The organism is Staphylococcus sp. FW104-15G4D, from assembly GCF_058790135.1.
The window spans coordinates 423,384-444,473 of sequence record NZ_JBYTCH010000002.1; the positions used below are offsets into that span (position 1 = coordinate 423,384).

Annotated in this window: 16 protein-coding genes; 1 reads left to right on the forward strand and 15 read right to left on the reverse strand. The window is 34.8% G+C overall.

Annotation, left to right across the window (positions count from 1 at the left end):
• The 9 genes from ppdK to betB form a co-directional block, all read right to left on the reverse strand.
• Positions 1-2,628, reverse strand: a complete 2,628-nt coding sequence (gene ppdK / locus AC3WQX_RS08455; RefSeq protein ID WP_037550613.1) for a pyruvate, phosphate dikinase — start codon at positions 2,626-2,628, stop codon at positions 1-3.
• A gap of 239 nt (positions 2,629-2,867) precedes the next feature.
• Complete coding sequence (mbcS, locus tag AC3WQX_RS08460) at positions 2,868-4,454, reverse strand: acyl-CoA synthetase MbcS (protein ID WP_030059171.1); 1,587 nt, start codon at positions 4,452-4,454, stop codon at positions 2,868-2,870.
• A 271-nt stretch (positions 4,455-4,725) separates the two neighbouring features.
• On the reverse strand, positions 4,726-5,091 hold the full coding sequence (locus AC3WQX_RS08465) for a hypothetical protein (protein ID WP_030059172.1): 366 nt from the start codon (positions 5,089-5,091) through the stop codon (positions 4,726-4,728).
• Between the two features lie 434 nt (positions 5,092-5,525).
• Positions 5,526-5,996 (reverse strand): antibiotic biosynthesis monooxygenase family protein, encoded by a 471-nt coding sequence (locus AC3WQX_RS08470; RefSeq protein WP_030059173.1) that lies wholly within the window; start codon positions 5,994-5,996, stop codon positions 5,526-5,528.
• A gap of 35 nt (positions 5,997-6,031) precedes the next feature.
• On the reverse strand, positions 6,032-6,244 hold the full coding sequence (locus AC3WQX_RS08475) for a sterile alpha motif-like domain-containing protein (RefSeq protein ID WP_023351057.1): 213 nt from the start codon (positions 6,242-6,244) through the stop codon (positions 6,032-6,034).
• 151 nt (positions 6,245-6,395) lie between these two features.
• Positions 6,396-7,778, reverse strand: coding sequence for an MFS transporter (locus tag AC3WQX_RS08480; RefSeq protein ID WP_492740057.1), 1,383 nt, complete (start codon positions 7,776-7,778; stop codon positions 6,396-6,398).
• Positions 7,779-7,796: 18 nt separating this feature from the next.
• Positions 7,797-8,972, reverse strand: a complete 1,176-nt coding sequence (locus AC3WQX_RS08485) for a M20 family metallopeptidase (protein WP_030059176.1) — start codon at positions 8,970-8,972, stop codon at positions 7,797-7,799.
• A gap of 243 nt (positions 8,973-9,215) precedes the next feature.
• Positions 9,216-10,934 (reverse strand): choline dehydrogenase, encoded by a 1,719-nt coding sequence (betA, locus tag AC3WQX_RS08490; RefSeq protein ID WP_002432573.1) that lies wholly within the window; start codon positions 10,932-10,934, stop codon positions 9,216-9,218.
• A gap of 166 nt (positions 10,935-11,100) precedes the next feature.
• Positions 11,101-12,591, reverse strand: a complete 1,491-nt coding sequence (gene betB, locus AC3WQX_RS08495) for a betaine-aldehyde dehydrogenase (protein ID WP_023351054.1) — start codon at positions 12,589-12,591, stop codon at positions 11,101-11,103.
• Positions 12,592-12,878: 287 nt separating this feature from the next.
• Here betB and cudC point away from each other — a divergent pair, with 287 nt between their 5' ends.
• A complete protein-coding gene (gene cudC / locus AC3WQX_RS08500) occupies positions 12,879-13,433 on the forward strand; it encodes a choline uptake/conversion transcriptional regulator CudC (RefSeq protein WP_030059178.1) in 555 nt (184 codons plus the stop codon).
• An 88-nt stretch (positions 13,434-13,521) separates the two neighbouring features.
• On the opposite strand, the gene AC3WQX_RS08505 is transcribed toward cudC, so the two are convergent.
• The 6 genes from AC3WQX_RS08505 to AC3WQX_RS08530 all read right to left on the reverse strand — a co-directional run bounded on the left by AC3WQX_RS08505 (position 13,522) and on the right by AC3WQX_RS08530 (position 20,884).
• On the reverse strand, positions 13,522-15,144 hold the full coding sequence (locus AC3WQX_RS08505) for a BCCT family transporter (RefSeq protein WP_002469734.1): 1,623 nt from the start codon (positions 15,142-15,144) through the stop codon (positions 13,522-13,524).
• A 384-nt stretch (positions 15,145-15,528) separates the two neighbouring features.
• Positions 15,529-16,827: an anaerobic C4-dicarboxylate transporter family protein gene (locus AC3WQX_RS08510; RefSeq protein ID WP_002436174.1), complete on the reverse strand. Its 1,299-nt coding sequence runs from the start codon at positions 16,825-16,827 to the stop codon at positions 15,529-15,531.
• A gap of 214 nt (positions 16,828-17,041) precedes the next feature.
• Positions 17,042-17,572: an anaerobic ribonucleoside-triphosphate reductase activating protein gene (gene nrdG / locus AC3WQX_RS08515; protein WP_030059181.1), complete on the reverse strand. Its 531-nt coding sequence runs from the start codon at positions 17,570-17,572 to the stop codon at positions 17,042-17,044.
• Positions 17,569-19,419 carry an anaerobic ribonucleoside-triphosphate reductase gene (gene nrdD / locus AC3WQX_RS08520; RefSeq protein ID WP_023351049.1) on the reverse strand — a complete coding sequence of 617 codons (1,851 nt, stop codon included), beginning with the start codon at positions 19,417-19,419 and terminating at the stop codon, positions 17,569-17,571. The genes nrdG and nrdD overlap by 4 nt, the downstream gene beginning before the upstream one ends.
• Before the next feature lie 217 nt (positions 19,420-19,636).
• Positions 19,637-19,924: a hypothetical protein gene (locus AC3WQX_RS08525; protein WP_030059182.1), complete on the reverse strand. Its 288-nt coding sequence runs from the start codon at positions 19,922-19,924 to the stop codon at positions 19,637-19,639.
• A 195-nt stretch (positions 19,925-20,119) separates the two neighbouring features.
• Entirely contained in the window at positions 20,120-20,884 is a 765-nt protein-coding gene (locus AC3WQX_RS08530; protein ID WP_002436224.1) for a CHAP domain-containing protein, read from the reverse strand.
• Positions 20,885-21,090 lie beyond the last annotated feature (206 nt).

Consider the following 21,090-nt stretch of genomic DNA (forward strand, 5'->3'; position numbering starts at 1 on the left):
TTATCGCTCGCTTTCCTCCGCCTGACTTTGAGCAGTAGCTAATATCGCACCAGGTACTCTGAATGGCGAACATGATACATAGTCAATAGACCATTGATTAAATTGATGAATTGATTTAGCATCACCACCAAGTTCACCACATACGCCTATCTTGATCTCTGGTTTTATTTGCTTAGCTTGTTCAACCGCGTATTGAATCAATTGTCCCACACCATCTTTATCTAATGTTTGGAATGGATCAATCTGTAAAATGTTACTTTCAGTATACACGTTTATAAATTTCCCTGCATCATCTCTTGAAAAACCATAAGTTAATTGTGTTAAATCATTTGTACCGAAACTAAAGAAATCACAATGTTGTGCGAGTTGTTGCGCAATTAAACATGCTCTCGGTGTTTCGATCATTGTACCAATAAGATAATTCACATTTGTTTTTGCGTCATTTTCCAATTGAGTAATTGTTTCTGCTAAACGGCCTTTTAGAGTAATAAACTCTTCAACAGTTGAAACAAGTGGAATCATAATTTCAGGATGACACTCTATGCCCTCTTTCTTAAGTTTCAATACACTTTCAATAATCGCCTCTACTTGCATTTCGTATAACTCAGGATAAGTTATAGCTAAGCGACAACCACGGTGACCTAACATAGGATTAACTTCGTTGAGTTCAGCGATACGCTTACGTAATACATCTTTAGGAATATCAAGTTGTTCGGCAACGCTTGCGATGTCTTCATCTGAGCTTGGCAAAAATTCATGTAATGGTGGATCTAATAAGCGCACAATTGTAGGTCGGTCTTGAGAAAGTCTAAATATAGCTTCAAAATCCTCTACTTGATACGTTCTAATCTTCTCTAATGCACCAATACGTGCTTCATGGTCTGAAGCTAAAATAAATCGGCGCATCTCTATTAAACGCTCAGCTCCAAAGAACATATGCTCTGTTCTTACAAGTCCAATCCCTTTAGCACCAAAATTATATCCTGCTTTAATATCTTGAGGTGTTTCGGCATTCATTCTGACTTGTAAGCGCGCAGTTTCTTCAGACCATTCCATAAATTGTTCAAATGCTTCACTGTGTTCTGCATTGACCGTTTCAATCTCACCTACATATAAATCTCCTGTGGAACCATCTACCGAAACCACATCACCTTCATTCAATTCGCCATCTGAATAATAAACCGTTTTATTTAGAGTATCGATTTCAACATCTGAACAACCTGTAACACAACATTTACCCATCCCTCTTGCCACAACTGCTGCATGAGATGTCATACCTCCATGAGTTGTAACGATAGCTTCACTAGCAATCATACCTTCAATATCTTCTGGGGACGTTTCCGGACGCATCAGAACTACACGATGACCTTTTTCAGCTTGTTCTTTCGCATCTTCAGCTGAGAAGACGACTTGGCCTGTTGCTGCACCTGGACTTGCAGGTAACCCTAATTTCGAAATAACAGTTGCTTGCTCTAAGGCTTCTTCCTTAAAATTAGGATGCAATAATTGATCGATTGATTTTACATCCACATTCGCTACTGCCTCTTTGCGAGTGATTAAACCTTCATTAACCATATCCACAGCAATTTCAATGGCAGCTCTTGCCGTACGTTTCCCATTACGTGTTTGAAGTAAATAAAGCTTGCCGTTTTCAATCGTAAATTCGATATCTTGCATGTCTTTATAGTGTGTTTCAAGTTGCTTTGTCACTTCAACAAATTCTTGATGAACCTCTGGCATTTGCGCCTTTAATGTATCAATATCTTGTGGTGTTCTAATTCCTGCTACAACGTCTTCACCTTGCGCATTAAGTAAGTACTCTCCAAATAATTGGTTATCACCAGTAACTGGGTTTCTGGTAAACGCAACACCTGTACCACTCTGTTCTCCACTATTACCAAATACCATTTCTTGCACATTGACTGCAGTTCCAATATCATGCGGAATATCATTTAATTCTCTATATACACGCGCTCGATCGTTATCCCAAGATTTGAATACCGCTTCAATCGCTTCCTCTAATTGCTTTAATGGTTCTTGAGGAAATGGCTTATATACCTCTTCTCGGTAAATCTCTTTAAACCTTTCACATATCGTTTGCAAGCCGTCAGCAGGTATATCCGCATCGTTCTTGTAATTATGTTTATTTTTGAAATCATCAAAATATGTATCAAATGCCATCATAGGGATACCATAAACGACTTCACCAAACATTTGTAATAAACGTCGATAACAGTCATAGGCGAAGCGTGCATCATTTGTTTTATCAGCAAGTTTCTTCACGTTGTCATCGTTCAAACCTAAATTAAGGATAGTATCCATCATTCCAGGCATAGAAATTTTTGCGCCACTACGCACTGAAACTAATAATAAATCTTCGTCAGAGGAGAATGATTTTCCTGTTCTTTCTGAAAAGGACGTTAAGTGATGTATCAATTGTGTTTTAACTTCTGTTGGCAATTGTTCATTTTGTTTTAAGTAATCAATACATGCCTCGGTTGTAATTGTAAATCCATCAGGTACCGGTAAACCTAAACGTTTCATCTCAGACAGGTTAGCACCTTTCCCACCTAATAAATCTTTCATTGAAATGCGTCCTTCGTCAAATGCATAAATATATTGTGTCATCATAGACCACCTCTTCTTTTAATATGTCATACTAATCATTTTTGAGTATGTCATATTAAAAGAATAATTACAACTATTTTTATGAAAAGGATTTCATAAAAATTACGATTACGTGAATAAAAGCCTTTAAAACAACATTAGTGAAAATATAAATATGTTATACACAAAAAACTGTCGACTCAGTTTAATACTGAATCGACAGTTTAATACATAATTATAACTTTATAGTACGAATTAAATTAATCTTGGTTATTGTATTTTGCAATTTCCGCATCACGCAGTTCGACACGGCGAATTTTACCAGAATTTGTTTTTGGTAAATCATCGACAAATTCTATTGCTCTAGGATATTTGTAAGGGGCCACTTCATTTTTACAGAATGTCTGAAGTTCTTTAACTAGTTCATCATTGCCTTCATAGTTATTTTGTAAAATGATAAAGGCTTTAACAATATTACCACGAATCTCGTGAGGACTAGCAACCACTGCACATTCCTTAACAGCAGGATGATTCGTCAATGCGTCCTCTACTTCAAATGGACCGATTGTATAGCCAGAGCTGATAATAATATCATCACGACGTCCTTCAAACCAGAAATAGCCATCTTCATCTTTATGCGCTAAATCTCCTGTGACATAATAATCACCTGCTGAAGCCGCTTTCGTACGTTCCTCATCTTTATAATATCCTTTAAATAATGCAGGCAAATCTAATGGCACAGCGATATTACCTTTAGTTTGAGGTGGAACTTCATTACCATCATCATCAATAATTGTGACAAAACTACCTGGAATGCCTTTACCCATAGACCCCGTACGTGGTTCTGTATCTTTAAGAAAACCGATAAGCAATGTACTTTCAGTCTGACCATAACCATCTCTTACTGTAAGATTAAAGTTGTTCTTAAATTGCTCTACAACTTCACGATTAAGTGGCTCGCCTGCTGAAACCGCACTGTGTAGATGTTCTAAATGATAGTCATTTAGATTACTTAATTTTGCCATCATACGATATTCAGTCGGCGTACAACATAATACATTAATTTGATAATCTTGTAATAATTCAAGATACGTTTCTGGTTGGAAACGTCCATTATATACAAAGGCTGTTGCGCCAGTTCCTAGTATTGATAAGAACGGACTCCATACCCACTTTTGCCAACCTGGAGCAGCCGTTGCCCACACAAGATCATCTTCTTTGATACATAGCCAATGTTTCGGTGCCATTTGTAAGTGCGCATATCCCCAGCCGTGAGAATGTGTAACAGCTTTAGGATTACCAGTAGTTCCCGAAGTATATGAAAGAATTGCTAAATCATCACGTGTCGTTTCAGCACTTTCAAGTTCATTACTTTCGTTAGCTTTTTCATCTTCAATAGAAATCCAACCATCTTGATGACCAGCAATAATGAATTTAGTAAGTTCCTCGTATTCTTTAACGCCTTCAAATTCTTTAGTTAATGTGTGAAATGCAATCACTGCATCAATTTCACCATGTGTAATTCGATATTGTAAATCTTTTGTACGTAACATTTCTGAGCTTGGTATAATTGCGATACCCAATTTTAACGCAGCGATGTATAATTCGTATGTGGCGATAGCGCGTGGCATCATGATTAATACTTTGTCACCTTTTTTAAGACCATGTTTTAAAAAGACATTCCCTACTTTATTTGCATTTTGCAATAGCTCTTCATAACTTACTGAAATATTATCATGTTCGTTATCTTTATAAATAATCGCTTTTTTAGATGAATCTGAAGCGTATTTTTCAATTTCAGAAATAATATTATATTTCTCTGGAGCAAGTAAATCTGATTTGTTCATAACTGTACTTCCTTTCAATTCACATTCATACTCATACTATCAGAACTTAAAGTCCATTCAAATGGATTAAACTTATATTATAGTAATTTTCTGAATTTTTAGTATTATTGGGGTTATATTGATAATTGTTCTTGTATTACTTATTAGAGCACTGTATATGCGTAAGGAATATGATGAACAGAATCAGAAACAGTTACTTATAAGTCACTTTTAAAAATAATCCTTACGCGGTTAGGCATTAAACTAGCCTTTTGTGTCTATATTGATACAATCACTTATTTAGAGAAGAGAAACTATAGATAACTAAATAGATAATTATAATGACTATGACATGAATGGCTCCTAGAAATATTGCAAAACCATCTGTCGAAAATGGGGTGAAATAACCTGATGAATTATAAACATTCATAAATAAATGAACACATATCCAAGAGAGAAATATCCCAATGACCCTACATATTACAATGCCTATGTTATTTTTTATACCAGTTTTAAAAATAGATAAACTCACTAAGAGCGCGACAATCACAAATGGAATATAACCTATTAGTGACCCCGTATGATAATCAATATTTAGGCCGATAAACTCTATTGGAATTAAGGAACAAATTATCGTAATGAGTTTGAAAAAATTCATTTTAGATTCGTGCTCTCCTAACTATTTAAATTTGTCTATTTTTCAATATTTAATCGTATTTGGAAATCGTTAATCGACTTTATAACTATTAAAGTTGAGAAATGTCATATTGTCAAAATGATACAGTGACCTCAAAACCTTCTATTCTAATTATGAGTGAGGGGCACGTTTACCAATTTAAACTTGTAAAAGCAGTTTAGAATTAAATGCCTATAAATAAGAAGGCTAAGACACAAATGATTGTCTTAGCCTTAATTAACATATTAGCAATGGATGACTATTTTAAAACTGCGCTTACATCAATTTTCTACAATTCTAAACATTTTTATTGGTGGACTCCCAAATCAAAAATTATTTTAAAGATTTCAACAAGCTATGTAAGTTGGATGCGGGACAATAGAATTATATTTCTGCCCTTCTCTCCACCTATTTACCTATATGACGCTTTCAAAATCTATATGATGATGAAGTTTTTCAAGTTCAATTCTAACATTATATGATAAATCGCGATTAACAATGCGATGATCCACACCTTTTGATGTTCCACGTTTCTTATGTGTTTCTGCGTACTCAGCAGAATTCTGCCAATCATAAAATGCTTGTCGATCTTCCCATAAAGTTACGATTATATAATGTCGACCTACAGTTTTAGGTCTTAAAAATCTCAACGCTCTAAATCCTGGTACATTTTCTAAGTGTTTGTTTCTTTGTAAAAACTTTTGTTCAAAAGCTTCTTCGTTTCCTTCATTAACAAAAAGATGATTTAACACGCAAAATGCGTCGTTCGATAGTGTATTTATAGATTCTAGCACTTCGTAATATTGTTTATCATTATTTTTCTCTATCATAAAAGAATGATCAGTTTCTTCTATAATATATGCCTTGTATGCATCATTGATTAACATATATAATTCCTTCATTTCACTTCAATTTATAAGTATTACATCCTACTTTGTTCATAAAGGGATAATGAGCGTTTAACAATTTCTATGAGTTCATGATCGAAATCTTTAAGTTCATTGAAATAATTGAGTATATTATCAGCTACAGTCTCTTCAATTGGAAAATGAGCATCTTGGTTAATCCACGCCGCTAACTCTCCCAATGGCGTTTGATCTCCCACAAAGTTCTGAATAAATTCATAGAAACTCACGCTAACACCCCTTTTTTCGTAATATAAATTTATACTATCACGAAATGACTCATAAAACATCATATCAAAGAATATTCAGTGAAATTTATTTGCATTTTCAAAAAGAAAACTCTTTAAAACGTTTGTTTAATTTAAAGAAAATAGACGATTCTTATGAGGTCTTTTTAGTATTAGGAAGTGTGAGCCATACAATAAAGTATGCAGTGAAAGCAATCATTGTATTAAACCATAGCCCCATCATTGCTCCTAATTTTGGATCAAATAATGTTGAAAATATGCTATAAATTGAACCTGAAATGGCCACACCAAAAGCGCCACCTATTGAAGAAGCCATTTTATAAATACCTGAGGCGACGCCTACCTTTTCCTCTGGAGAATGAGAAATGGCTGTATCAGTCGAAGGCGTTGCAAATAAACCTAAACCTAATCCAAATAATAAAAATCCTATCACGCATAAAGTGATATACACTGGAATAGGTAAAAACGTAATCGACATTAAGAATATTCCCACTGTTGTCGACATCGTACCAATTAGCATAGGTTTTCTAGGACCAAACTCTTGTAAGATTTTCTCTCCTACTCGAATCATTGTTAATACTGCAATCAAATACGTGAGTGACAACAAACCTGTTTCAAATGAACTTAAACCTATACCTTGTTGGACAAACGTATTCGTTATGAGAAGCGTACCAGCAACTGTATTAATTAAAAAATTAGCAAATGTCGCACTCGTATAGAATCGATTACGAAATAAAGCAAAATCGATGAGTGGATAGCGTTTTCTATTTTCAAGGATGATAAATAATATTGTAGATAACACAAATGTAACAAATAATGACACAATCGCTACGGAAAATAAACCTAAATGTGCAGCTTGTGTAATCATAATATTTAGACTGAGCATCATTACAACTAGTAAAATAAGACCCACAATATCAAACTGTCTTGATGATGCATGTTGATTCTTAGATTCTGGCGTACCTTTAATTAAAAGTACTGCAATGAGGGAGACGATAATTGAAAAGACAAATATCCATCTCCAACTTAAGAATGTAGCTATCATCCCTCCAAATAAAGATGCGAAACCAGAACCTCCCCAGGAGCCTATAGACCAGAAGCTGAGCGCACGCTGACGTTTGTCACCATGATAGTATGCTTTAATTAATGATAGTGTCGCAGGCATAATCAATGCAGCAGAAAGACCTTGAATTGCACGTCCCATCAATAATAACGGAATGTAGTCAGAAACGATAATAAGTAATGAGCCAAAAATATTTAACCATAGTCCAATTATCGTTAAACGTACACGTCCAAAATAATCTGCCAAACTGCCCACTCCAACTACAAACATGCCACAAAATAGAGCTGTTAGACTTACCGCAATGCTTATTGTACTTAAATAACTGCCAAATGACGTTTGTAAATTTGGAATTACATTGATTAAAGAATTAGCAAATAACCAAAATGTGATGACTGCTAATACGATTCCTATTAAAAGTTTACGAGTCCCTATGTATTCATGTTGCTGTTTCATTGATGATTAAATCTCCTTTTAAGTTAAATAATCTAAAACAACAGTGCCCACTGCTTCAGCAGCAACAAGCATTGATGATTCATTAATATTAAATTTAGGATGGTGGTGAGGGTAAATATCACCATCTTCAGGTGCAGCACCTGAATAAATAAATGTACTTGGTAATTCAGTAGCATAAAATGCAAAATCTTCTGATGGTGGCTGAGGTTCACATATCTCAACACCTTTAATATCATCAATTTGTGCATTTTTGATTGTTTCTGCGACATATGAAGTGAATTCTGGATCATTATATAACGCAGGATAATCCTTTTTGAACTCGAATTCACATGTTACTCCAAATGTTTCCTCTATACCTTTAACAATTCTAGTTAATTCTTGTTGAATTGTATCTCTAGTCTGGTCAGTTAGAGCACGAACGTCTCCTTCTATTTCAATTTGATCTTTAATCACATTGAATTGACCTTTACCATCAAACGAACCTATAGTGACTACACCCGTTTCAAATGGGTTCAGACGTCTTGATACTACTGTTTGAGCAGTAGTGACAAAGTTGGAACCAGCCACAATTGCATCATTAGCCATGTGAGGTGATGAACCATGACCACCTTTACCTTGTACAACTAGTTTAAAATAAGCACGACCTGTTTGAACATAGCCTTCTTTGTAAAAGACTTTACCTGCTTCCATCGTACTCATAACATGCGCACCTAATACATGATCCACACCATCAAGCACACCATCTTTAATCATACCTTGGGCCCCACCTGGCGGCATTTCTTCTGCAGGTTGATGAATGATAACGACTTTACCTTTGAATTGTTCTTTCATTTCTATCAATGTTTCTCCGAGAATAAGCATATATGCTGTATGCGCATCATGGCCACACGCATGCATAACGCCTTTATTTTTTGAAGCAAATGACAGTCCAGTTTGTTCTTCAATAGGTAATGCGTCAAAATCTGCACGAATCGCAATCGTCTTACCTGATTTCCCACTATCAATTGTTACTTTAACACCATTGGGTCCTACATTCGTTTCAACGTCACAATCTTTCTCTTTATAAAAATCGGCAATGTATTGAGGCGTTTCAGTTTCATGAAAAGAAAGTTCAGGATGTTCGTGAAGATATCGTCTGATTTCAATCATTTTACTTTCTTTCTCACGTAAACGTTTAATTAATTCTTGATTCATTTATATCCTCTCCTCAATTCAATTATAGAACTTAATCGTCAAGGAATGTTGCACAGTGTCTTTTTACTATATTTTTTATTTATGATATTAACAACTACAATATTATACTTTTTGAAAATTAATAGAAAATGAATTACCAAAACATAAATAAAAAGCCTTTAAATGAATTTGAATTCAATTCACTTAAAGGCTTCGCTAATTATAGAATAGCTTTTGTTCATTTAATTGACGAACTTAGTTCGATTAATATTGATAAAACGGATCGTCTTCCATTGCGCCAGCTTTCTCATCATGAACACCATGTTTATAGTAATCTACATATTGAGGTTCTAATGGTTGTCTACCACGAATAATGTCTGCTGCTTTTTCAGCTAACATTAAAACTGGAGCATGAATATTACCATTTGTTGTACGTGGCATTGCTGATGCATCTACGACACGTAAGTTTTCCATGCCATGAACTTTCATAGTTAATGGATCTACAACAGCCATAGGGTCTGAAGAAGGGCCCATTTTAGCACTACAAGATGGGTGTAATGCTGTTTCGCCATCCTTACGTACCCAATCTAGAATTTCTTCATCAGTTTGTACTTCTGGTCCTGGTGATATTTCTCCACCATTAAATGGATCCATAGCTTTTTGTTTAAGAATATTACGTGCAACACGAATTGCTTCTACCCACTCGCGTTCATCTTCTTTAGTTGATAAGTAGTTAAACACGATACTTGGTTTTTCAAATGGATCTTTAGATTTAATTTTCAAGCTACCTCTTGAATTTGAATACATTGGACCTACGTGAACTTGATAACCATGCGCAACAGGTGCTTTTTGGCCATCATAACGTACAGCTATAGGTAAGAAGTGGAACATTAAGTTAGGATAATCCACTTCATCATTTGATCTTACAAATGCGCCACCTTCGAAGTGGTTAGATGCTGCGGCACCTTTACGTGCAAAGATCCATTGTAAACCGATAAACGGCATACGTTTTACATCAAGACTTGGTTGTAATGATACAGGTTGTTTACATTTATGTTGAATGTATACTTCTAAGTGATCCTCAAAGTTTTCACCCACACCTGGTAAGTGCATACGTGGCTCTATGCCTTTAGATTTTAAGAACTCTGAATCACCTATACCAGATAATTGTAATAATTGAGGTGTGTTGAACGCACCGCCTGATAAGATGACTTCGTTAGCTTTAACCGTTTGTTCTTTACCATTTTTCTTATAAGTGACGCCTGTTACCTTTTTACTATTGTTATCATCGAAATTAAGTTTCGTAACGAATGCACGTGTCTCTACGTCTAGATTTCTACGTCTCATTGCTGGGCGTAAATACGCTCTAGATGCTGACATACGGCGACCATGATGAACTTGACTATCGAATGGACCAAATCCTTCTTGTCTAAAGCCATTTACATCTGGTGTTTTATGATATCCCGCTTCAACACCTGCATTAAAGAATGATTTAAATAATGGATTTGTAGCAGGTCCACGTTTTAATTTAACCGGTCCGTTATGTCCACGTACTTTATCATAAGGTGACGCACCATAAGTTGTTTCTAACTTTTTAAAATATGGTAAGCAGTGAGCGAAGTCCCATGTATCCATACCTTCTGGCTCTGCCCAGCCTTCATAGTCCATTGGGTTACCTCTTTGATAAATCATACCGTTAATTGAGCTTGATCCACCAAGCACTTTACCTCTAGCATGGTCAACTTTACGTCCCATATGAGGTTCTTCTTCAGTTTGATATCTCCAGTCATAGAATGGGTTACCAGATGGGAACATTAATGCTGCGGGCATTTGAATAAATAAATCCCAGAAATAGTCACTACGTCCAGCTTCCAATACTAATACATTTTTATCTTTATCTTCAGATAGACGGGCACCTAGTACTGAACCTGCGCTTCCGCCACCAATAATGATGTAATCATATGAATCATGTTTTCTACTCATCAAATTCGACCTCCAAAATTGATAGTTTTCTTTGTTTTTCAACATCTCTTTCTTAAAAGGTTTTACATATTGAAGTGAGCGCCATTATGTTTTTCTAAGCGCTCACTCGCAATGAATATTTTTTAATTTCGAAAATTAAATCAGCATACTTTTTCAAATGGAAGAATTATTTACTAAACCAATTCACTGGTTCTGGATTCGTGTTTGTTAAGATGTGTTTAGTAATCAAGTATTCTTCAAGTCCTTCTTTACCAAGTTCTCTACCGATACCTGATTGTTTATAACCTCCCCATGGCGCTTGAGCGAAATAAGGATGGAAATCATTAATCCAAACGGTACCTAATTTTAATTTGTTAGCTACACGTTGTGCTTTACCAATATCTTTAGTGAATACCGCACCAGCTAATCCATAGATTGAATCGTTAGCTAAACGAATTGCTTCTTCTTCATCTGAGAAACCTTCAACAGTTACGACTGGTCCAAAGACCTCTTCCTGAACAATACGCATTGATGTATCACAATCTGTGATAACAGTAGGTTCAAAGAATAAACCTGCTTGTAAATCTTCACGTTCAGGACGTTTACCACCGATAGCAATTGTAGCGCCATCTTGTTTAGCAACTTCCATGTAATTTTCAATTTTCTCACGATGTGCAGTTGAAATAACTGGTCCCATTTCAGTGTCTTGATCGAAACCATTACCAATTTTAATTTTACTTACACGGTCGATCAGTGCCTTTTCAAACTTATCTTTAATATCGTTATGAACTAAAATTCTAGAACCTGCAGAGCAAACTTGACCTGCGTGGAAATAACCACCATTTAGCGCTTGATCCACTGCTAATTCAAAGTCTGCATCGTCAAAAATGATGTTTGGATTCTTACCACCAAGTTCTAAAGCAACTTCAGTTACATTGTCAGCAGCTTGTTTCATGATGTGTTTACCTGTTTCAATACCGCCTGTGAATGATACTAAGTCAACTTCTTCATGGCCAGACATAACGTCGCCAACTTCTGAACCTGCACCTAGAATTAAGTTGATTGTACCTTTAGGGAAACCAACCTCTTCCATTAATTCAAATACACGAATTGTTGTTAATGGTGTAATTTCACTAGGTTTCATAACTAAAGAACAACCTGTAGCTAATGCAGGTGCAATCTTCCATGATGCTTGAAGTAAAGGATAATTCCAAGGTGTGATTTGTGTAACTACACCGATAGGTTCTTTGATAACTTTACTTTCAGAATTTGGGATTGGCGTATTAATGATTTCGCCACCATCTTTATCAGCTAATCCTGCGAAATACATGAATACATTATGAATATCATCCATATCTGCATAAGATTCTTCTAATGTCTTACCAGTATCTAATGTTTCAAGTTTAGCTAATTCTTCTCTATTTTCTTTAATTTTATCTGCGATGGCTCTTACTTTTTTACCTCTAACTTCACTTGTTTCAAGTGACCATTCGCCCTCTTCAAATGATCTTCTTGCAGCTAAAATTGCTCTTTCCGTATCTTCTTTAGTCCCCTCAGCTACTGTAAAGATAACTTCTTGATTATAAGGATTTATAATATCTCTTGTATTTTTATTTGAACTTTCAACCCATTCACCATCGATATACTGACGGTTTGATAATTTATCTACAAGTTCCATCAAAACAACCTCCGTTAAGTTTGTTAAATTTTTATTTAACGAATTTTACAAATTTATGTTAGCATAGGTATTGAAAACGTGTCAATTTCTTAAAATACATTTGTAATACACAAGTAAATATCCAAACTTAACATTATTCTCCTTACTTACAACTTTAATTTGATAAATTAATTTTAATTTTTGTAAAAAGGTTTTATAATAGTTTGGCATGTAAAATTTTCAATTTTAAGTTATTTAACTTAATTGACGTGGTAAAAAAATTGAATATTAGAATTGGAGGTGCAGTGATGACACGTACGAATAATGACGCGCACCAAGTCGAACAAGCGAAAGATTTAGTGATAAACTCTATTGGAGAAACGATGGATTTGTATGGTATTAATCGTAGCGTCGGCAATTTATATGGCATCATGGTTTTTGAAGGCAGCATGACACTAGATGAGATGCGTCAACAACTACAAATGAGTAAACCAAGTATGAGTTCAGGTGTAAAGAAACTTCAAGAATACGACATTGTTAAACAACAATTTACACGCGGAAGTCGTAAGCAACATTTTATCGCAGAGAAAGACTTCTTTAATTTCTTTAGAAACTTCTTTACAAGAAAATGGGAACGAGAAATCGATACTAACATGGAAGCAATTAAAGATGCCGAAAAGATCATCAACCCACTATTAAACAAAGAAAATTTAGATGAAGAAGCAAAAGAAAATGCGTTAAATGTTAAAGCTCAATTAGATCATTCAAAAATATATTATGAATGGTTAGAACAATTAAGCGAGTCATTGGAATCTGGAGAAATATTCAAATACTTCCCTATTCCTGAACATGAAAATGAATAAAATTAAATTTAAATTATAACGTAAAAAAGCCAAGGGATATTCAAACGTATTTAAACGTGAATATCCCTTGGCTTTTTTGAATTAGTATTTATAAATTATCGTCTTCTGGTTCTTCTTTGACTTGAACGATTCGAAGTGATCGTCGTTCAACTTCTTTCAATTTATCTGCACGTGTTTCAAGTTTTATTCGATCTCGACCCAGTATGATGAGGAAGGAAATCATCATAAAGGTGAAAATGACGAGTAAAGGTACACTGGCCAATATTGATGCTGTTTTCAATACTTGAAGTGCTCTCTCGCCACCCACTAACATGAGTGAGAATGGAAGTAAACATAATGCGAATGCCCAGAATAAACGATTGGCTCTTAAAGGTTCCCCGATAACTTTTTTCTGTGATGCAGCTGCTAGGATATAAGAACCAGAGTCAAATGTTGTTGCTAAGAATAAGAATGCTGAGATTAAGAATAAAATAATTGTAATTGTTGGGAATGGTAACTGATGCATTACTTCAATAATTGTTGCTTCAGTACCATGACTATTTAAATAATTAATAACATTAAATTGTCCAGTAATTTGTAGGTAAACTGCATAGTTACCAAAAATACCGAAGAATAATACACATCCTAATGTACCGTAACACATTGTACCTAATACTACTTCTTTAAGTGTACGACCTTTAGAAATGCGGGCGATAAATAAACCGATGAACGGTGCATATACTAACCACCAAGACCAATAGAAAATTGTCCAATCTTGAGGGAAATGAGTTTCCTTACGACCATGAATACCGCCAAATGGTTCCATCCAAGTCGCCATGTGGAAGAAATCTCTTAACATGTTACCGAACCCAGTTACCGTTGTTTCCATAATAAACACTGTTGGACCAACGATAAACACGAACGCTAGTAATATGAATGATAACCACACGTTGACGTCACTTAATTTTTGGATACCTTTTTTCAATCCAGTATAAGAACTAATTGCGAATATAACTGTAATGGTTAATAAGATGATTGAACGTAACACCATATTAGTTCCATCTAAACCAGTTAACTTCTCAACACCAGCTGAAATCATTGGCACACCAAGTGCTAATGACGTAGCGGCACCTCCAAGTAAACCAAATATAAATAATATATCTACAACTTTACCGATAAATTTATCAGTTTGACCTTTTAAAATAGGTCGACAAGCTTGACTAATTTTATAAATCGGTTGTTTCTTAACGAACACAAGATAACCGATTGGTAGTGCTGGTAATACATAGATAGCCCATGCAATAGGGCCCCAGTGGAACATACCATACTGTGTCGCATATTGAAGTGCTTCATCTGACATTGGTTTTGCACCATTAGGTGGGACTTGGTAGTAAAACGCCCACTCAATCACACCCCAATACAAGATATCTGAGCCGATACCCGCACAAAATAGCATCGCAGCCCATGTGAAATTATTAAATTCTGGCTTGTCACTTGCTTTCCCTAATGTGACATTGCCGTATTTACCAAACGCTATGTAAAGAACGAAACAAAAGATTGCCAGTCCCATAAATAAATACACAGAACCAATTGAATTAGAAATGGCACTATTGATGTCTGTGATGATTGTTTCACTTGCTTTCGGAAAAACCATCATAGGTATAACGGCAAAAAGTAATACTATGACTACGCCTATGAAGGTCGTCCAGTCCATAACTTTTTCCTTTTTCAATTGTGATCCCCCTAATATTATTTTTATGAATCGTGTGTTCAATTACGCTCAATATTTATTGATTCACAAAAAAGACAATAACGAAGTTTTAATAATAATGCAAATTACATACAAAGATTTTTAACCGTTATAGTGAATATTTATATAGTTTGAGGCATTTTAATGCTCATTTAAAATGACTATGACAACAGTGTTAAATTAAAATTTAACAAAATAAACGAATTTTACAGAATGTTGATTATGCATAAAAATACGCATTCAAAGAATATTTATTTATTTTCAAAACTTCGACTCTTAAAGAAATAATTCCTTATACAAAAGAAAAACTACTTTCCAATTTCATTGAAAAGTAGTTTATGTAAACCGTAGAGAATGATTTAATTTTTAATAACCTAATAGTGCTTTAATAGTGAACCCAATGATGATAGATACAGTAATCACAAAGAATCCTGGGACGGCGAAGCTGGTTGGTCTCGTTCTGCCTGTTTCATCTAACTCCACAGCAAATAGTAATGTAGGTTGAGCTGGTATCACGAAGTTAACGTTCAATGTTTGTACCATGGCTACGAAATAAATAGGTGGAATGCCTAAACTCATAACGATCGGCACCATAATCGATGCAGTGGCAGTTTGAGATATTACAATCATCGCTACAATGGAAACCAATATAATGACTAACCATGGAACTTGGCTAATCGTTTGTCCGATATCATTTTTTAATATTTTTAAATTTTGTGGCGCATTAAAGATTGTTGCACCTAACCAACCCGGTCCAAGCACAGCAAATAAAGCTCCCGTTGCTGATTGCGTAATATGAGAAGTTAAAATATCTGATGTGTTAATTTTGACTAATAGTAAATTAATTGCTGAACTTAAATACATAAAGAATTGTACTATCTCAGTCATTTCTACTTTGACTGTCTTTCCATTAACATCGAATGTAGGCATAAGATGTGGGAATATACCAAATGTTAAGATGCCTAACACACATAATAGAAAGCTTAGCACGCCTATTTTTACTTTTCCTGAAAATTGATTTTCAAGCTCGTCCTCCGGCATTTGAACTAAACGCTCAGATGAATCATGTACTTTCTCTTTACGCCCTACAAAAGTACAAAAAATACTAAGTAGCAACATACTAATAAGAGCAGTTGGTAAAACGATACTTAAATACTTACCCATCGATATATGATATCCTGCTAAAACTGAAATGATATATGCGGTAGCTGAAGCTGCAGGGCTACAAAGCAGTGCTAAATTTGCAGTTAAAACTGATGCAGTTAAGGCTCTCTTAGGTTGTATATGTGCCTTCTGCGCCGTTTTTGCAATAATAGGTTCTAAGGATAAAGCTATATTAGCCGTACCTATACCAAAGACGAAAAGGAAAACAATCATCGGAGCAATAAATATAATCGATTTTGGAAAGCGTTCAATCACACGCGAAGCAATATAAACGAGATAATCAATACCACCTGTTGCTTGAAGAGTTCCGCCTGCGATACCAATAGATAAGATAATTAAAACTGCTGTAACAGGAGCTGAACCTGGAGGTAATCGAAAGATAAATATCATTATTAACTGAGCCACAATCGCAAAGATACCACATCCAAGTGCGCCAGCTGTTCTAAGACCTAATAATATCGCAAGAATCATTATTATGATTTCTATGATAAATAAAACCATGAGAAGATCTCCTTAAACTTGGTGAACAAATTTTGTATACATTAATATTTTATCACTTAAAGATGTAAATAGTATATATATAGGTAGAATATTATTTATTATCACTTTAAATTTGATTAGGTATTATCATTTTTCCTACTTTAGTGATTAATATCTCTTTTAACATTTTAGATTATGAAATAAACTGAAGCGAGTGTTATCACCCGCTTCATTATTACACATATTCAATAATCCCATGGCTACGCAAAGAATCTTGAACGTCTATCACGCGTTGGTTAAGAGAGCCTTTATAAGGTAAATTGGGTTTATATAGCTGATACATAAATAGTCCATCAACCAAAATATCAGTAAGTTCAAGTAATTCTCGTCGTTCATCCGTTTGATGTTTCAAATATTCGAATAGAAAGCCAGTCCATATCCAAATCGTTTTACTGTAACCAAATCTCTCTCTAAACGCTCGTGCAATCTTTAAAGATATATTCAAATTGCAAAAAGGCTCTCCACCCAAAATACTGATTCCAGAAATATATGAGGGGGCACAATTTTCAAGTATTTCTTGCAAGATATCTTCAGAAAATGTTTCACCATATTTAAAAATCTGTGCTTTTTCGTTATAGCACTTTTTACATTGAAAAGGACATCCTGATACATATACACTACAACGTACACCCTCGCCATCCACAAAGCTATGACTTTCAATTTTAGCAATGTGATTTTGTCCTGTTTTAATGTCTAACATGCTCATGAACGTGGTTCCTTCATATGTTTAACTCTTGCACAAATTTCTTTTTGACGTCCTTCTATTACTGGTCGTTGTACTGGATTTCCTAAATAACCACATGTTCTTTTCACGACATCGACGGTCTTAGGATCGCTATTTCCACAGTTCGGACATTTATAACCATTTTCAGTAGTTTCAAAATCACCATCATAATCACACTTGTAACAATGATCAATAGGAATATTCGTTCCTAAATAGCCAACTTTATCATAAGAATAATCCCACACTGCCTCTAACGCTTTAATGTTGTGATTAAGTTTAGGATATTCACAATAATGAATGAAACCACCACTTGCATAGTAAGGGTAATCCTTTTCAAAATCTAACTTCTCGAAAGGTGTTACATCTTTACGCACATCATAATGGAAGGAATTCTGGTAGTATCCTTTATCGGTAATATCAGGTATTTCACCAAAGCGCTCTTTATCTAAGCGACAAAATCGGTCGGTCAAAGATTCGCTTGGCGTACTATAAATACTAAACCAAATATCATATTGGTTAGTCCATGCATTCTGATAATATTTCATTTCTCTTAGAATATCTAATGTAAATGTTTTAGCTTCAATATTATCCTCCCAATCAGGACCGTAAAACATTGTTGCGGCTTCATATAAGCCAATGTAACCCATTGAAATCGTCGCACGTTGGTGTTTAAACAGTTCTTCTACATTTTCAGAAGCGTTTAATTTGTATTTAAAAGCACCACTTTTATAAAGAATTGGCGCGTTATTAGGTATTGCATCTTTTAAGCGTTTAATTCTATAAACTAATGCATCATGCATCAATTGCATTTTTTGATCAAATAACTCCCAAAACTTGGCCATATCACCATTAGATTCTATTGCAATTCTTGGGATATTCAATGTGACAACGCCTAAGTTACAGCGGCCATTATTTTCAAAGTTTCCTGTTGCATCTTTCCAACTAGGTAAGAATGAACGGCAACCCATTGGCGCTTTAAAATCACCCAAAAGCTCAACGATTTTGTCATAATTTAAGATGTCAGGATACATACGTTTCGTTGAACACTCAAGCGCGAGTTGTTTAATATCGTAATTGGGATCATCTGGGCTAAAGTTAGTACCCTTTTTAATTGAGAAGACAAGTTTCGGGAAAATAGCTGTCATACGGTCTTTACCCAGTCCTTTAATACGCGTACGTAAAATAGCTTGTTGTATTTTGCGACTAAGTTCATCTGTACCTAAACCAAATCCTAATGTTACAAATGGCGTTTGACCGTTGGAGGTATAAAGTGTATTAATTTCGTATTCCAAACTTTCGATGGCATCGCCGATATCTTTAGTCACTTGTTGCTCTACGTAAGATTCTATTTTATCCGGTTGGACATATTGTTGTGCCATTTCACGATGATGTTCTGCATTTAATTTAGCATATGTACTTAATAATTCATCTACGCGGTCAACTGTACAACCACCATATTGGCTGCTTGATACGTTTGCGATAATTTGAACAAGTTGTGCAGATGCGGTTTGTATTGATTTAGGGGAGGTCACATGTGCATTACCTATTTCAAAGCCATTTTCTAACATATCTTTAGCATCAATTAGACAACAATTCGTTAATGGTTGAAAAGGATGGTAGTCTAAATCATGGAAATGTATATCTCCAGATAAATGTGCTTTAGCTACGTGTTTTGGAAGTAGATTTTCTAGTGCATATGATTTAGATACAGTTCCAGCTGTTAAATCTCTCATTGTAGAGAAAGTATTACTATCTTTATTTGCATTTTCATTTAATATTGTCGGGTCTTTTGTTATCAATCGTGTTAATGATTGTTCTAAAGCAGTCATATTATCACCTTTTTCTATATATGGTATCTATTTACAAAATATAACACTATATATAGTATTACAATCGATAACTTAGACGTTAACGAAAGTGTCAAAAAGATTTTAACGTTTCATGAACTATATGTAGAAAGGGCACTTTATTGCGAACAATTAGAAAACTCTAACATGTGTGATTATCATCTACATGTCAGAGCCTTATGAATAAAAAATATTCTACTTATCTATCTTTGTCTTTAAACCGTTCTTCAACTTTTTCATTATCTACTGAATGATGTGCTTTATCTTCAGTTTGATGGTGTGGTGCTTCACTCTTTTCACTTTCTTCATCTGTGTGACCTTTTGCCATTTGAAGGTTCTTTTCTGTGTTTTTACGTTTTTCTTCTTTTGAACGTTTATCGTAAGCACGTTCTTCATAAACTGAACCAACTGTTAATATAAGAATAACAGCTATAGTGACAATGATAATAACTGCTAAAATAATCCACATCCAAATGTTAAATTCCATGTTACTTCACCTTCCTTAAAGCTAAAAATAGCTCAACTCTAATCTCTTTATTTTTAAATTTCCCTTTTAAAATAACTTCAATCACATAATCATTGACTTAACTCTTTATATGTATAAAGTTTCTTATCTATATAAAAAAGCCATGAACCGTTTAAGTTCATGGCTTCAGTACTAAAAATATTTCTAGTCACTCGATTATGAAATGTAGTTATAAGCGCCAGCTTGGCTTGCTGAGATTGTACGAGTAGATACAACTCCAGGTCCACCGTTATAGTTCATTTCAGATACTTTTACTGAACCGTCATTATTTACGTTCTCAACGTATGCAACGTGACCGAATGCACCTTGTGAAGTTTGCATGATTGCACCTTGTTTAGGTGTATTGTTTACAGTGTAACCTGATGATGCTGCTGCGTTAGCCCAGTTGTTAGCGTTGCCCCAAGTTGAGCTGATTTTGCCGCCAACTTTGTCATAAACATAGTAAGTACATTGACCTGAAGTGTATAGGTTTGAACCTGAAGATGTTTGACCTGCGAATGCAGCTGATGCATTGCTTGAAGATTTTTGAGTTGGTGCTGATTGAGTTGTTACTTTAACGTTTCTATCAGAAGTTGAATAATTTGCACCTAAACCTCCACCATTATTTGAGTTGTAGCTTTGAGTTTGGTTATTTGTTCTATAATTATTGTAGTTATTGTATGAATTGTAGCTTTGTGTACTTTGGTTAGCATTTGAGTAGTTAGAGTTGTTTCCTTGTTGAGCTTGTTGTGGACTCCAGTTACCTTTCCAATCGTAATGATAGTTACCTTGTTGATCGATTGTATAAGTGTAGCTGTAAGAATAAGGATCGTTAGGGTTATATCCATTATTGTTATTTTCCGCTGCATCTGCATCGTGTTGCATGATTCCAAATGTTGCAATACCTGCTGTAGCGATTGTAGCTGTAGCGATTTTTTTCATTTTAATATCCTCCTATAATTTGGGTAAATCTTTTAACTATCTCGTGGCTACCTTCAATTATCTTTAACATTTAAGTTTAATTTTTTCTTCGTTAATTAACGACAAGAAACACTGTAACAGACACACAACCGTTTGTGTACAATGTTAATACTTTGTAAATGAATCATAATAATGTAACGCCCTCTTGTAAAAAACGTGTGTCAATT

Excerpts from the sequence above, each read along its gene's own strand:
- AC3WQX_RS08470 (WP_030059173.1), bottom strand. The coding sequence starts at position 5,996 with ATGTTAATCAATGATGCATACAAGGCATATATTATAGAAGAAACTGAT.
- AC3WQX_RS08480 (WP_492740057.1), bottom strand. The coding sequence starts at position 7,778 with ATGAAACAGCAACATGAATACATAGGGACTCGTAAACTTTTAATAGGA.
- ppdK (WP_037550613.1), bottom strand. The coding sequence starts at position 2,628 with ATGACACAATATATTTATGCATTTGACGAAGGACGCATTTCAATGAAA.
- mbcS (WP_030059171.1), bottom strand. The coding sequence starts at position 4,454 with ATGAACAAATCAGATTTACTTGCTCCAGAGAAATATAATATTATTTCT.
- betB (WP_023351054.1), bottom strand. The coding sequence starts at position 12,591 with ATGGAACTTGTAGATAAATTATCAAACCGTCAGTATATCGATGGTGAA.
- betA (WP_002432573.1), bottom strand. The coding sequence starts at position 10,934 with ATGAGTAGAAAACATGATTCATATGATTACATCATTATTGGTGGCGGA.
- nrdG (WP_030059181.1), bottom strand. The coding sequence starts at position 17,572 with ATGAGCATGTTAGACATTAAAACAGGACAAAATCACATTGCTAAAATT.
- AC3WQX_RS08525 (WP_030059182.1), bottom strand. The coding sequence starts at position 19,924 with ATGGAATTTAACATTTGGATGTGGATTATTTTAGCAGTTATTATCATT.
- cudC (WP_030059178.1), top strand. The coding sequence starts at position 12,879 with ATGACACGTACGAATAATGACGCGCACCAAGTCGAACAAGCGAAAGAT.
- AC3WQX_RS08465 (WP_030059172.1), bottom strand. The coding sequence starts at position 5,091 with ATGAATTTTTTCAAACTCATTACGATAATTTGTTCCTTAATTCCAATA.
- AC3WQX_RS08485 (WP_030059176.1), bottom strand. The coding sequence starts at position 8,972 with ATGAATCAAGAATTAATTAAACGTTTACGTGAGAAAGAAAGTAAAATG.
- AC3WQX_RS08510 (WP_002436174.1), bottom strand. The coding sequence starts at position 16,827 with ATGGTTTTATTTATCATAGAAATCATAATAATGATTCTTGCGATATTA.
- nrdD (WP_023351049.1), bottom strand. The coding sequence starts at position 19,419 with ATGACTGCTTTAGAACAATCATTAACACGATTGATAACAAAAGACCCG.
- AC3WQX_RS08530 (WP_002436224.1), bottom strand. The coding sequence starts at position 20,884 with ATGAAAAAAATCGCTACAGCTACAATCGCTACAGCAGGTATTGCAACA.